General features: G+C 36.9%; 11 protein-coding genes. 4 read left to right on the forward strand and 7 right to left on the reverse strand.

Going from position 1 to position 13,858, the window contains the following annotated elements; all coding sequences use genetic code 11:
* The 4 genes from ABWO41_RS08270 to ABWO41_RS08285 all read left to right on the forward strand — a co-directional run.
* On the forward strand, nucleotides 1-956 hold a 956-nt coding region (locus tag ABWO41_RS08270), incomplete at its 5' end, for a chorismate mutase (RefSeq protein WP_353136283.1).
* Nucleotides 956-2,194: a 3-phosphoshikimate 1-carboxyvinyltransferase gene (locus ABWO41_RS08275; RefSeq protein ID WP_353136286.1), complete on the forward strand. Its 1,239-nt coding sequence runs from the start codon at nucleotides 956-958 to the stop codon at nucleotides 2,192-2,194. The genes ABWO41_RS08270 and ABWO41_RS08275, both read left to right, overlap by 1 nt.
* 48 nt (nucleotides 2,195-2,242) lie before the next feature.
* Complete coding sequence (gene aroC, locus ABWO41_RS08280; RefSeq protein ID WP_353136289.1) at nucleotides 2,243-3,331, forward strand: chorismate synthase; 1,089 nt, start codon at nucleotides 2,243-2,245, stop codon at nucleotides 3,329-3,331.
* Nucleotides 3,332-3,445: 114 nt separating this feature from the next.
* The gene (locus ABWO41_RS08285; RefSeq protein WP_353136292.1) at nucleotides 3,446-4,177 is read left to right on the forward strand and encodes a porin family protein; all 732 of its coding nucleotides are present in this window, start codon (nucleotides 3,446-3,448) and stop codon (nucleotides 4,175-4,177) included.
* 118 nt (nucleotides 4,178-4,295) lie between these two features.
* On the opposite strand, the gene ABWO41_RS08290 is transcribed toward ABWO41_RS08285, so the two are convergent.
* The 7 genes from ABWO41_RS08290 to ABWO41_RS08320 form a co-directional block, all read right to left on the reverse strand.
* The gene (locus tag ABWO41_RS08290) at nucleotides 4,296-5,108 is read right to left on the reverse strand and encodes a sialate O-acetylesterase (protein ID WP_353136295.1); all 813 of its coding nucleotides are present in this window, start codon (nucleotides 5,106-5,108) and stop codon (nucleotides 4,296-4,298) included.
* 16 nt (nucleotides 5,109-5,124) lie between these two features.
* Nucleotides 5,125-6,780: a T9SS type A sorting domain-containing protein gene (locus ABWO41_RS08295; RefSeq protein ID WP_353136298.1), complete on the reverse strand. Its 1,656-nt coding sequence runs from the start codon at nucleotides 6,778-6,780 to the stop codon at nucleotides 5,125-5,127.
* A gap of 82 nt (nucleotides 6,781-6,862) precedes the next feature.
* Nucleotides 6,863-7,735, reverse strand: a complete 873-nt coding sequence (locus ABWO41_RS08300) for a right-handed parallel beta-helix repeat-containing protein (RefSeq protein ID WP_353136301.1) — start codon at nucleotides 7,733-7,735, stop codon at nucleotides 6,863-6,865.
* 79 nt (nucleotides 7,736-7,814) lie between these two features.
* Nucleotides 7,815-9,488, reverse strand: coding sequence for a DUF5017 domain-containing protein (locus ABWO41_RS08305; RefSeq protein WP_353136304.1), 1,674 nt, complete (start codon nucleotides 9,486-9,488; stop codon nucleotides 7,815-7,817).
* 25 nt (nucleotides 9,489-9,513) lie between these two features.
* Nucleotides 9,514-10,020 carry a DUF5017 domain-containing protein gene (locus ABWO41_RS08310; RefSeq protein WP_353136307.1) on the reverse strand — a complete coding sequence of 169 codons (507 nt, stop codon included), beginning with the start codon at nucleotides 10,018-10,020 and terminating at the stop codon, nucleotides 9,514-9,516.
* A 74-nt stretch (nucleotides 10,021-10,094) separates the two neighbouring features.
* Complete coding sequence (locus ABWO41_RS08315) at nucleotides 10,095-12,746, reverse strand: hypothetical protein (RefSeq protein WP_353136310.1); 2,652 nt, start codon at nucleotides 12,744-12,746, stop codon at nucleotides 10,095-10,097.
* Nucleotides 12,747-12,809: 63 nt separating this feature from the next.
* The coding region (locus tag ABWO41_RS08320) for a T9SS type A sorting domain-containing protein (protein ID WP_353136313.1) at nucleotides 12,810-13,858 on the reverse strand (1,049 nt) is incomplete at its 5' end.

Raw genomic sequence — 13,858 nt, forward strand, 5'->3', positions numbered from 1 at the left:
TAAGAGCTGGTATCTGGAAACCAAGAACCCGTCCGGGAGAATTTGAAGGTATCGGTGTAGAGGGCTTAGGATGGTTAGATAAAGCTAAAAAAGAAACAGGTTTACCTACCGCTGTTGAGGTTGCTACAGCAAAACACGTAGAAGAAGCTTTAGCTGCCGGTGTTGATATTCTTTGGATCGGTGCCCGTTCTACTGTAAATCCTTTCACTGTTCAGGAAATTGCGGATGCATTGCAAGGTGTTGATGTTCCGGTGTTGGTAAAAAACCCTATTAACCCTGATCTTTCTTTGTGGATTGGTGCTTTGGAGAGAATAAACAGAGCAGGTATCACTAAATTGGCTGCTATTCATAGAGGTTTCTCTTCTTTCGAAAAATCTGCTTACAGAAACGAACCTATGTGGGATTTAGCTATACAATTGAAAACGTTAGCTCCTGAATTACCAATTTTCAACGATCCTTCTCACATTTGTGGTGCCAGAGAATTAATTCCTCATATCGCTCAGACGGCTATTGATCTGGATATGCAAGGTCTAATGATTGAAGCACACAGAGATCCTTCTGTAGCATGGACAGACGCTAAACAACAGGTTACTCCGGCTAAATTGGCTGAAATTATCGACAACTTAACTTTAAGACACAGCGATTCTGATAACTCTGAATTCACTAATAAGCTAAACAATTTAAGAAACTCTATCGACAGAGTTGACGATTTAATTCTTCAAAAAATTGGCGAGAGAATGGCATTGGTTCAAAAAATTGGTGAATACAAAAGAGATAACGATGTTACCATCTTACAAGTAAACCGTTGGGAAGAAATTTTAGAGAAAAGAATGACTTTGGCTAATGCTCTAAAATTAGACAAAGACTTCGTAGAAAAATTCTTAGAATTAATTCATAGTGAGTCAATCCGTAAACAAACGGAAATCATGAACGCTTCAAAAAGTGAGGTAAACTAATGGGAAAGAATATTCTCATCAGCAATAGCAATAAGAATATCAATCAGACCATAGAACTGACAGGCTCTAAAAGCGAAAGCAACAGAGCTTTAATCATACAGGCATTAAGCAACGGAAAGGTTCAGATAGAGAACCTTTCTTCTGCTGCCGACACGGTAACTCTGGATAATATTCTGAAAAATGCAGCTGCTGGAAATATTGCAGAAGCAAATGTTGGTCCAGCGGGTACTGCTATGCGTTTTCTAGCATCTTACCTCACAGTAAAAGGCATTAATACCGTCTTAACTGGAACAGAACGCATGAAGCAGCGTCCAATAGGTATACTGGTAGACGCTTTAAGACATATTGGCGGAGAAATAGCATACATCGAAAACGAGTGCTTTCCTCCTCTTCAGATTCCTTCTCAATTCATTCAAAAGAGCGAAGCTGTAAAAATCAAAGGAGATATTTCATCTCAATACATTACATCTTTACTACTAATTGCATCTTTCCTTCCGAAAGGTTTGACTTTGGAAATTGAAGGGGAACTGACTTCTCGCCCTTATGTGGAAATGACTTTAGGCTTTCTGGAACAATGTGGTATTAAATATACCTGGAACGACAATAAAATTGCTATTCCACATCAGGAGTTTAATGAAAGCAAGTTAATTGTAGAGCCAGACTGGAGCGCTGCTTCATATTGGTATGCTTTTGCAGCATTGGCAGATTCTGCTACGATTACACTTCCTTATTTAAGACAAAATAGCTTACAAGGCGACAGTGCTATCGTAGAAATTATGTCTCATTTCGGTGTTAAAACAACTTTTAACGAAACAGGATTGATTTTAGAAAAAGTAAGTACACCGCTTGATAGTAAATTTTTCGATCTTAAAAACTGTCCGGATCTGGCACAAACTGTTATTGTTGTTAGTGCGGCTTTAGGTCACGAAGCGACCTTTACAGGACTGGAAACTTTAAAAATTAAAGAGACAGACCGTATAAAAGCCTTACAGGAACAATTAGCTAAAATTGGAGTAAAGCTTATTGAAAAGGATTTAAATTACACCTTAGATTGTAGCGGTTTACATTTCCCTGAGAAAATCTTCATCAACACTTATGAGGATCACAGAATGGCTATGGCATTTGCTCCGTTGGCATTATTTGTAAAAGAAGTTGAAATTGAAGAAGAAAGAGTGGTAGATAAGTCTTATCCTCACTATTGGGAAGATGTTAGAAAAATAGGATTCACGTTAAGCTAAAAGCCGAAGGCTGAAAGCTTAACGCTACTAAAACTAGATACTAAAAAAATGGCAGGAAATTCATTCGGAGAGATTTTTAGAATTACGACTTTTGGAGAGTCTCATGGTAAAGCTATTGGGGTTATCATTGATGGATGTCCGCCAAATGTTACTGTTGATGAAGAATTCATCCAGAACGAACTGGATAAGCGTAAACCTGGTCAATCTAAAATCACCACACAAAGAAAAGAATCCGACACTTGTCAGATTTTATCTGGTGTTTTTGAAGGAAAAACCACAGGTACTCCTATCGCAATCATCATTCCTAACGAAGATCAGAAATCCAAAGATTACGATCACAATAAAGACGTTTTCAGGCCTTCACATGCCGATTATGTCTACCATCAAAAATATGGCATAAGAGACCACCGTGGTGGTGGTCGCTCTTCTGCAAGAGAAACCGCCGCCCGCGTTGCCGCCGGAGCAATTGCGAAATTGGCATTGAAACAGGTAGGCATCGAAATAGCAGCTCACGTTTCTTCAGTTGGGACAATAGATGCTCCCCATGTTGACATTTCTTCGGTTTCAGAATTTGAAGCTTTAAGGGAAAGCAATATCGCAAGATGTGCCGATCCGGCTACTGCAAACGAAATGATTGCATTAATTGATTCGGTAAGAAAAGCTGGCGACACCATAGGTGGCAAAGTTTCCTGTACTGTCAAAAACTGTCCGGTTGGATTAGGCGAGCCTGTGTTTGATAAATTACACGCTGACCTGGGCAAAGCTATGCTGAGCATCAATGCTGTCCATGGTTTTGATTATGGTTCAGGTTTCGATGGTTCCACCATGCGAGGTTCAGAACATAATGACATCTTCGATGTGGATACCGACGGAAAAGTAATTACCAGAACCAATTTCTCAGGAGGTATACAAGGCGGTATCTCTAACGGAATGGACATCAATTTCAGGGTGGCATTCAAACCGGTAGCAACTATTATGACCAACCAGCAAACCATCAATAAAGATGGCCAGATTGATGAAATCAAAGGTAAAGGTCGCCACGATCCTTGTGTAGTTCCCAGAGCGGTCGCTATTGTTGAAGCTATGGCAGCTTTAGTAGTGCTGGATCATTATTTGAGAAATAAAGTTTATCAATAATAATTCAAGAGACGCATAAAGGCAGTCTAAAAAGATACAAAACTCCGTCATTTCGATGCACGGAGTTTTTTTAGGTACTTATTTATTAAACCAAAACAACCAATCGTAACCAAAATGATAAAAAAATTACTCTCTCTATCAGTATTAGTCTGTTTAAATGTAGTTGTCTTTGCGCAGACAAAAAAGCCTTTATCTATTGGCTTAAAAGGTGGACTAAACGGTTCCTTCTTTACAAAAGATATAGAAGGTTTAGGAACTAAAAGTAATTCGGGCTCTAATGACTATGAACGATTTTTCAGAATATCGGCTTTCATCGGACTTACTTTTGACTATGCAAAAACAGATCGTTTTATCTTAGGCACCGAAGTGCTGTATAACGCGAGAGGTATGGCTTACAGAAAAGAAAATAACAGTGTCCTTATTATTGGAGACAATGGAACAGAACAGGCATATACCTATTTCAAATATAATATAGATTATCTGGAATTACCACTAAAGGCAGGTTACACACTATCTTCCTCTGGAAGTTCGATGATATATGCGGGTTTGGCTCCTGCCATAGCCGTACATGCGATGAATGCTACACGTTATCCAAAGGCGAATGCAGGTCCTGGTTCTTCGCCATCCGATGTTACCAAAGACTTAAAAGATGTAAGAACATTTAATTCCAGCATAATCACAGGTCTCAGCTTGGGTGGCAGAAACCGGTCGGGGGCTCTTATTTATGCCGATCTAAGATTCAGTTATACTCTTCTTCCTGTTTTTACCAGAGACAGGAATTCAAATGGCGAAAACCTTAGCACAAGAATGATTACTGGTTCTTTCGGAGCAGGAATAAAGTTTTAGGGACTTAACCTTTCTTGACTTCAGAAAAGAGGAAATTTTGTTCTTACGCTCACAATACAATCAAAAATGGTAAAACAGAACAAAGATTCCTGCCTATAAGCAGGAATCTTTGTTTTTATTATTTCTTTATTTTTAGCATAGCTGCAGCCATGTTTTTCCCGTTTTCCCTTTGCGCTTTTGAATTAAAGTGTAATCTGTCCCCTATATGTCCTTGTGTGCTGGCTTCCGAAAAACTGGCATTTCCTATTTCATCAGCAACATCCTGCATGGCTTTATTAACCACTGTATACTGGGAGGATTTTAGAAAATCTCCTACACCTCCAATAACTATCGGCAATCTATCATCTCCCAAATCTTTACGAAAAGCTGTTAACAATTTAAGCAAGCGTTCTTTATACAGAGGAGCATCTTTCATATTCGAATCTGATTCTCCCTGTTGCCATATGATACCTTTCAATTTCCCCTGTTGCATAGCCACCTTAGCCTTGCGTATTGCTTCCTGATATAGACCTCTCGGATTATCCGGTGTCCAATAAGATATTTTTGTTCCGCCTACGGCTCCTGGGATAAGACCTATTTTAGCTTTAGGATTGGCATCAGCCATTATTTTGCCAAATGTTAATCCAGGCCCTACTCCTTTAGCTTTTCTTTTAAACGGCAAAGGGTCTTTAGCTAAGACAAATTCGTCTGTTTCATTTAAAACAAATACTCTTGGATGTTCCAATGTGTCTTCAGCTTCAATTTTACCAACTCCCACCATATTAGACTGGCCTACCAATAGATATAAATCATAACCTGATTTATTGGATTGAGAATTCTTTTTAGAAAGGCAACCTGTAAGCAATAATGATATTATCAATAATGCCAATAAAGGTATCTTAAAAATGTACCTGCTTAATTGATTTTCTGATGTATAAGTAATTGATTTCATATCTAATTTAATCTGTTTATTTAATAAGTTTTAAAGCAATAGACTTACCTTTAAATTCTAAAAGCGCTATATAAACCCCTGCTGGCAAATTGCTAATCAAGGAAAAAGAATTATATCCTTTATTCAGTAGTTTTTGTTGCTCGGCCAGCTTTTTTCCCGAAATATCTAATATTTTTAATATGGATTCCCCTTCAGTAGCAGACAGATAAGAAAAATATATTTCTCCATTTTCCGAAGATGTATAAGCCCTAAACCTATTTGGATTGTCAAAATCTAAACTGATTACTTTTACTCCGTAGTCTTTGGTTTCTCCATCAAAATCTACCTGCTTTAACAGATAATAGTTGTCTCCCAATAAGGGATATTTATCTATAAAATTATAATTTTGAATTTGATTAGTAGTTGCACTACCATTTATGTTTCCTATCTTATGAAAATCCTTTCCATTTCCAGAACGTAAAATTTCAAAATAGGAATTGTTAGTTTCAGAACTTGTCGCCCAGCTCAACAATACATTCTCGTCCCGTTTCTTAACATCAAAAGATAGTAAGGTTATGGGCATCGGTGTCTGGCTAACAAAATCCATCCTGATTTTACCGATTGCTAATTCTGCTGAATTATCACCAATAACAGCATCCGGACTTGGTGTAGATGAACTATTTGTTCCGTGTACCATAAATGAATTAATTGGAATACCAGCCGCCAGTTGGTTAGCCGGAAACGCATATTCATCCAATTCACGAAGAATGCGCTCACCGTTACTCCAAACATGATAGGCCCTGGAAGGTACTTCATATACAACTCCTCCTCGGGTATAGCTCTGTGGGTCCGAATCATTATTAGCATATACTTCTACTGCAAATTCACCGCCTCTGTAAAAAGAAGTAGAGTTAACCGTCACATATGATGCATTACCTGTGGCTAACGGTTTATTTCTGTACTGAAAGTCAATAATATTGGGGTTTGTTCTTGCCACTCGCCACCTGAAAGCATTAAATACTTCTGGATTTGATGTTGAAGAGCTTGCAGATAAAGTACTTGCATTTGAAAGTATATTGGCTGTACCAGTATGATTTCCCATTGCACATGCCCATTCTACCTGTTGATAGGTACTGTCTTTAAAAGTTACAGTAAAAAACAGACTGGTTATAGGTGATGTGTTTGCGATGTTGTATAATGAGAATTTCGCTGGATTTCCACTTCCTGAAGAACTGATTTTTAGTGTTGCATCTTCCGGAATCTTATCTTGCAAAGTAAAGATTGCATTAGAACTTGGATAGCCCGCCCGAGCATAGCCACCTCCCGCAGATACAGGAATGTAAGGTAAAAAGCCTGGCGTACTTTCTGTAGATACGGAGCTCCCTCCTGCAGTCATTGGTGGTGTACCTGTTAATATTTTACCTGCATTACCGGTACCTGCGCCTAAATCATAAGAGAATGTTCTACGTTCATTATTCCATGTACCAGCCTGAAGATTATAATAATCTTCTTCCCATGGTAACAGATCACTGCTATTGTTAAATAAATTTGAAATATCAGCATCTCCTGTCCAGCCTTTAGATACGGAACCATAGGCTGTAACACTTTTTATAACTACTTTCCTGGTTATAGAATTATAGATGTTGTTATTTATCCTTACCAAATTGGTATTGATCTTAAAATTATCTAGCAATAGATCTTTCTTTTGCTGGTTTGTGCCACCTGTGATAATTGCACCTTCCTGAGTGGTTAATAGATGGTTACGTCCTATAGGATCAAAACCACTGTATAGCTATTGCCGCATTGGTAAAGGTGTTATTTGTAAATGAATAGTTTGTGGCAAAAATTTCGTCACCCGGATCAATATCATTGAAAAGTGGCATTGCAATAAAAGGATAATCTGCAAAACCAGAATTTCTTTTGAATGTTGTCCCTTTAACAACAGCATAATCTAAATTATCTCTAAACCTTACATAATCTCCTGTACAATCTTCAAAATGCGAATCAATAATGCTGATATGATGTGAATCATAAGCATTATATATCATATGTGAACCGCTATTTAATCCTATTCTTTTAAAGGTACAGTTTTTATAGGTGACATAGGACGTTGTCGACTGGGCAGTTCCAGATGCTCCATAAATAATTCCCCTCATATCTTCCCATCGGCAATTTTCTATTAAAATATCCCTGGTTACACCCCCCTGTCCGGAAGTTACTCTCAACACATAATTAACGCTTCCATTTCCGGTAAAACTAAAGTTCTTCACTGTAATATTTCTGGAATTATAAATCCATACCATAACGGCCGATGTTTCGTATCCGGTAGGCGCTGTGAAAATTGTATTATTTAAATCCCCTTCTAATACCAGCTGATTTTTAGCATGTCCTTTTTGGTTTAAGTACAGACGTTTTTCGGTATATGCCCTGGAATAAATACCGGCGATAAATTTTACCGTTACAGGTTGCGTTTGCAGTAATAGCTGAACGTCTGTCCAAAAATTAGTATTTAAAAAATCTGCTGCATTTGCTGCTGTCATTCCATCTCCGGAACCGACACTTTCTGGGCCTACAAACCGTGTAACCTGAGAGAAAACACGAACATTTATAAATAATACAAAAATCAAAAGTAAATTTCTAATCATCATATCTGGAATTTAATAGTAAAAACAGGTATGTACGTCCATTCTCTAATGGCTGAGAGAATAATATCTAGATAAAAACCTGTTAATTGATTATATCACTCCTCTTTTTAAGTCTGGCCTCTAACCACGCATATGAAAGCATTCTTGATTCTCTTGTAAAATCATGTCCTGCGTTATGCATATAAAAGTTAAAATCGACCCATTTCTTTTTTAGAATAGATTGATAATACTCAGTAATAGACCTATGGGCTTCCAGAATATTAGGATTCCCTTTATTAAATGAATCAAATAAAGAATATTGGTACAATATTGCTCTGGGAGCCGCCATCATTATAAAAAGGTTAGTATTTTTTCCAAGATTGCTCTTTTGCGGATTTTTTAAGTATTCCCTTAAATCTCCGGAGTTCGGATCCCATAATTTCTGATCAAAAGTTAGCATACCTCCCGAATTTACTACCGCAGCTTTAACACGTGGCTCAAACGCAACAAGCATGATAGCATCCCATGCGCCTAAAGAATGTCCAATAACACCTATATTTTCAGAATCAACAAAGTCTAAGCTGATTAAAACATTTAATGCTATTCTCAAATCGTACACACTCTTACCTACTAAGGAAAAGCCGGGATGTTTTGCATTTAAATATTTTTGAAAAGCGGGCATCTCTGTTTTATAAGTGCCGTTTTCTAACCGTCTCTCGCCGTATGCTGCTCTATCGGGTGCTATGACTACAAATCCTTTCTCTACTAAATCTGTTGCATATCTTCTGTTCTCCCTGCTTATCTGGTCTTTTTCATTTTTTGCAGGTTCGGCGTAAATACCAACCACCCTGTCTTTTCCTATATCTGCTGTTGGATGCGGACAAATTACTGCTGGTAATTTTTTGCCTTTAACAATACCTGAAGGGATCAGAAGATACGCATGGGCATATTCATTCTCATCTACAAGATATTTTATATGCCATCGCTCATACCCTACCTCCTTAAATTTATTGATAACTTCCATTTTTGGATGGGCGTATTTTGTAAAATCTGGTCCTTTTCCCAGATACAAATTTTCCATTGCAGTCCTGATTTCATCTTGAGAAACCTGGTTCGACGCTGCCTTTTCTGTTGCTGCACCTGTTGTTTTTCCAGAAATATTTGCCTTTTTTGCTTCTGCCGTTTTTTTATCCGGAAAAACTTCCACGATTGCCCAACTTTCAGAGGCCTTTTTAGTTAACCGACTACGATACCGGAAAGCTTTCCCAAACATTTCCCAACCTACATTTTCATCATTCTCAGGATTATTTACAAATATCAAGTCTGATGTTTCTAAATTAGTTCCCGCTCTTTGAGCTATCAGGTTCCTTATGATCCACATTCTTTGAGTAGAGTTAGCAGAAGCATCGCCCATATACTTAAAGGCAATAAACAAGGGTTTTCCTTTCTGTATATATTTTGAGATATCTTTTATACCCGAAGGTATATATGCCTTAGAATCAGCATAATCAAACAGCGATGTAATATCTTCCCATTTTGCAGACTTTACAGCTGAAAAATCTGCTTTCCCGGTATAATCTGTTGATAAATGTACAGATAAGTCATTTTTTTGCGATCCATAATACACACTGCTTTCAAAAGACAGAGTAATTTTATCTTTATCTGCAAACTGACTGAAGGTTGACTGAGCTGTCAATAGCAGGACTATCAGTAATATAGCACTACTTTTATACATTTTTCTTAAAAGAAGGAAGGGATGTGTTTTATACGAAATCATTTTTTTAAACTTCTCTTTACGTATTTTATGGTTTGATTTCTAAAACGGCCCAGCTTTCAGATGCTTTCTTTGTCATCTGAGATCTAAACCTGAAAGCACCTTGCCCCCAAATCTCCCAACTTACATTTTCGTCATTTTCGGGGTTATTTATAAACATTATATCAGATGTCTGCAGTTTCTTTCCAGCCTTTTTTGCTATAAAAGATTTTATTATCCACATTCTTTGAGACGGTTTGGCAGAGGCCTTTCCTGTATATTTAAAAGCAATAAATAAGGATTTACCTTCTTGTATGTATTTAGAAAGACTTTTTTCCCCAGAAGACTTAACTTCCTTTGAATCGGTATATTCAAACAATGACGTAACATCTTCCCATTTTGCAGATTTTAAAGCTGCAAAATCAGATTTCCCATTAAAGTCTGTTGATATCTGGACGGATAGATCATTAGTTTGTGAACCATAATAAACACTGCTCTGAAAAGATACGATTACATCATCGCCTTTTTTAAACTGTGCATTTACAGTGGTTATCATTGTAACTGATAGGAATACGAGTAAGAGATTTTTTTTAATTAAGCTATTCATAATAAATTAGTGTATTTGGTTATTTAATTTGTTGAAAATGATACTAAACTACTTCCTGGTTTGATAAGCTCTATCGCCCAAAGACTACTTAATGCAGCATATTTAGATGTAGCTAAAGATTCTCCATGAACAGCCTTAGGAAAAATTTTTGCAGTATTATAAATTGAGCTCGAGCTGTGCTCTGCTGCAAAATTCCAGACGTATTTAAATAATACGGCCCTTATATCTTCATTATCTTCAATATACCTTTGATAATAAATTAATGGTAAGGCTTTTAATGTTGCCCTACCTCCCAGCAAAAACATATCGTTTTCTATACCTTTTAAAAGAGGCTCTACAAACGTCTCTTTTAAATTATTTTTAATCAGTTCTTTTAAATCTTGTCCATGTGTAGTTAAATATATCCAGAACAACGCTTCTGCCTGATAATATCCAACTGCATTATAATTACCCTTCACATAAAATCTTGAATTTCTTTCTGCGATAGCTTTAAACCTGCTTTTATCTGCTGCTGTATTCGCTTGCTTTGACAATAATATCTGGGCAGCAATAATATCTGCCAGTACCCACGATGGTCCGGTCTGTTGTTTCCGCTTTCCCGATAATCCTAAACCATAAAGTCCCGCAAGTGCCTGGCCTTTTTTGTATTCTTCCGGATGAGATATCTTAAGCTGTGCTGATAATTCGGGAGTGATATAATACTCCTCTGCCCAATCTCCAAATTTAACGACAGAGTTGATATAACTGTTTTTTTTGTTTACATCAGAAATGTATCTGGCAGACTGCATTATAGATAAAGCCATTTGCCCACCGTCAGCAACATTATATCCACCAGCATGCTCAGAATAACCCATTGGATAAGCGCCAAATGATGTTTGTCTGGCGACCAGCATATCATAGAATTTCTCGGCACTGTTTTTTATGTCACTTTCAGAAAATCCTGCCCAAATATCCGGGTATTTGGACTTTGCCTGTGGATTTTGTTTCAGGTAATCCATATAGGCAAACATAGCCCTTACTCCATAAGCATCGCCAAAATAATGATTAGAGAACCTGCCGTCCGGATAAAATTTCTGAGCGTTTGTCAGAAATTTAAACGATGCCAGCATAGCTTTTTCGACATCAACAGTATCAGTTAATTCATCCATACCATTTGCTGTTGTCAATCTTACCTTCCACACAAAGTTTTTCAGGGAAAAATTAGCCGGTAACGATTTTAGCTCCAGGCTATATTGTTTATTCACATTTGGAACAAGCGCAATGTCCAGGGTATTGGTTACTCCATTATTAATAAGCAATTCGATTTTGCCCTTAACGATTTGATTTTTTACATTTTGAATGTTTACTTTAAAAAGCGGATAAATCGAATTGTTGTTTTTTTTCTCTGTTGTATTTACAGCTACGCTGATAATACGTGGCTTACCTGCAACTTCTTTAATCAGATTGGCTATTAAATCACTTATTCCGGATTTAGCTTGAATTTCGGAAATATTTACACCTAAAGAACTGATAGATCCTAACTTATATGGCCCGTTAGCAAACTGTATAAATTCTCCTACAACAGCGCCCGAGCTTTTATCGACTAATAGTTGCTCTCTTCTGGAAACTCTGTTTTCCTTATTGTCATAAGTCTTTTTGGTATCGGTACCAGATGTAGAAACCGGATGTTCATAAAAAAACTCCGGCAAGGCATAAACTTCTGTAAATGTACCAGGAACAGACACCTGAGAAATGAAATTTCCTTTTGTTATAAGATTAACATGATCCAATTTTCTATAATTAAAAAAAGGATCGATGATCCATTCAGGATATTTTATCCCTATTGTCTGAAAAGGATATCTTAACGTTTGTAATAAAGCTGATGGCTGATAACTGTTTTTTCTGTTCTCCCCTATTTTAATATCACCTAAAGTAAAACCCATGGCTTTTTCTTTCCATACAGTAGACGAATTAAGACCGATATATAATGAGTCCGCCGTTGAAGGATCTAACAAAGGATAAGCCTGAGCACCATTACTCCAGTTCTCAGGGATAAAATCCGCCAGCGATACAGAATATGTTTCCCAGTCTGGAGATACGGGCAGAAAAGAATACCATTTTTTCCCTTTTGTATCTTTTATTTCCAAAGCTAACAGATCCATAAAATGGCTTCCCTTAGCTCTGAAGTTTAGAGTATTCTTTGTTTTCGATGCTTTATTCTTAACACTCAACCCTAACAGGACATCTCTCATTCCCCGATTTTTGGTTTCAAAACTTATTGTTTTACAGGTGGCGCATTCATAGGTCTTTATCTCTGGTTTATCTACTGACGCTATTTTAAAATCCCTTTCTGGCCATACAATTTCAAAATCTTTTTTAAAATCAGAGAGCAACGTACCATTTTGGAAATCAGGCTTATAGTTAAAAGTCTCTTTCCCTAAAAATACAACGTTACCACCTTTTTTTAAGAACTCGTGTACCGGAATTCTGTAAGCTGCATCAACGGTGTTTTCTGAAGCCAGAATAAGTAATTTAAAGTTATTAGCCGCTATGTCTTCAGCATTTTTAACAAAAGCGACATCAAAATCTGCTTTCAGCTTATTTACCAGGCTGGTTAACTTATCACTTTCCCCGAGCACTAACACCTTATCTCTACTTTGAGCATAAACACCCTCCTTTATAAAAAAACAGGTCATTAATAAAACAAAGGTTCTGAAAAAAAACTTTTTCTTATACATTTCAACTATATTGGGTATCGACTATAATATTATTTTCGTTGTTCTTGCCTTATTATCTTCATTAACCATACTAACAACGTAAATACCTGGAATCAGCGGTATTAATGGTAGCTGAATACGATTTTCATTTTGCCTTAAAGTTGTACCGCCCTGATAGATTACCCGACCTGTGACATCTGTGAGACACACCGAAACTCTTTCGCTTTTATCCGAAAAAATCTTAAGATTAATCTGCTTATCCTGAGAAACAAAAGCGTTAAACTCTTCTTTTCCAAAACTGTTTGTTACAAACACCGTTTTAGCGTATGTACTGGATTTTCCATCCGCATCAACTTGTTTAAGCTGATAATAATTTCCTCCCTGAAAAGGAGAATCGTCTATGAATGAATAACTGTTAATTTGATTAGAATTTAGGCTACCGGCCAGAGATCCTATTTTAGAAAATGTTTGACCATCATTCGATCTGTAAATTTCAAAACGAGAGTTGTTTTCCTCACTGGCTGTCTCCCAGTTTAGTTGAACACCTTCACTTGTGTTTTTACCAGTAAAAGAAATAAAACTAACAGGCAAAACAGAAGGCTTTACATAATTCCAGCTGATATTGCTTAGGGTAATTTCTGAATCGGGAGTAACTGTACCTGAGCCTTTATGTCCTGCAAAAGCAAAGCTATTAATAACATTATTAACCGGCATAACATTTGAATAAATTTGATCGTCTTTAGCTGCACTTGCCAAATCCTCTACTGCAACAATATTACCATCAACAACAACCATCGTCCGTCTTGAGTTGATATTAACAGAGATCGCATTTAACATAAATTCTTGTGTTTGGTCTGTATTATTACAGATTATTTCTACATTATATGTTTTCCCTTGCTCAAATGTGGTGGAAGATATATCTACATATGACTGTACACTTGTAGGTGTATTTTTTCTTCTGTACTGGAATTTTATTGTTTTATCACCTTCAACCGTATTGGTGACTACCCATCTGAAAGTATTAAAAATTTCCGGATATGCTGCGGATTGACCAAGAAAACTAGTTCCTGTAAATACTACTGGATCTTCAC

Source organism: Pseudopedobacter sp. (genome assembly GCF_040392825.1).
Classification (GTDB): domain Bacteria; phylum Bacteroidota; class Bacteroidia; order Sphingobacteriales; family Sphingobacteriaceae; genus Pseudopedobacter.

Excerpts from the sequence above, each read along its gene's own strand:
- ABWO41_RS08275 (WP_353136286.1), top strand. The coding sequence starts at position 956 with ATGGGAAAGAATATTCTCATCAGCAATAGCAATAAGAATATCAATCAG.
- aroC (WP_353136289.1), top strand. The coding sequence starts at position 2,243 with ATGGCAGGAAATTCATTCGGAGAGATTTTTAGAATTACGACTTTTGGA.
- ABWO41_RS08285 (WP_353136292.1), top strand. The coding sequence starts at position 3,446 with ATGATAAAAAAATTACTCTCTCTATCAGTATTAGTCTGTTTAAATGTA.
- ABWO41_RS08290 (WP_353136295.1), bottom strand. The coding sequence starts at position 5,108 with ATGAAATCAATTACTTATACATCAGAAAATCAATTAAGCAGGTACATT.
- ABWO41_RS08300 (WP_353136301.1), bottom strand. The coding sequence starts at position 7,735 with ATGATGATTAGAAATTTACTTTTGATTTTTGTATTATTTATAAATGTT.
- ABWO41_RS08305 (WP_353136304.1), bottom strand. The coding sequence starts at position 9,488 with ATGATTTCGTATAAAACACATCCCTTCCTTCTTTTAAGAAAAATGTAT.
- ABWO41_RS08310 (WP_353136307.1), bottom strand. The coding sequence starts at position 10,020 with ATGATAACCACTGTAAATGCACAGTTTAAAAAAGGCGATGATGTAATC.
- ABWO41_RS08315 (WP_353136310.1), bottom strand. The coding sequence starts at position 12,746 with ATGACCTGTTTTTTTATAAAGGAGGGTGTTTATGCTCAAAGTAGAGAT.